This window comes from Leifsonia sp. SIMBA_070, from assembly GCF_046534635.1.
In the GTDB taxonomy this organism is placed as follows: domain Bacteria; phylum Actinomycetota; class Actinomycetes; order Actinomycetales; family Microbacteriaceae; genus Leifsonia.
Window position 1 is genome coordinate 1 of the sequence record NZ_JAWRYK010000469.1, and the last position, 260, is coordinate 260.

General features: G+C 47.3%; 1 protein-coding gene. It reads right to left on the reverse strand.

Annotated elements, in window-relative coordinates; all coding sequences use genetic code 11:
* Nucleotides 1-260 (reverse strand): M56 family metallopeptidase (locus SB754_RS21100; RefSeq protein ID WP_410784296.1); only part of this gene is annotated, 260 nt, incomplete at both ends.

Genomic DNA, 260 nt, shown 5'->3' on the forward strand with positions numbered 1-260 from the left:
GCTCCTCGGAAAAATCCATAGTCGCAGGTAAGACAATTCGCGGCTTGCCTACCCCATAAAGAAATGGCGTACTGCTGTAGGGCGATAAATAGACGGGGATTTCTTTTTTCATGCCCAGCTTTTGTTGGCATACCGCCAGCTCGTTCATGATGATCGGGTCATCAGCCTGCTCGCATAACTGGGAAATTCGGCGGTGAAACGCATTGTTTTGAAACGTGATGACTGCAAGAAATATCACGGTTCCTGCTATAAGCATATAG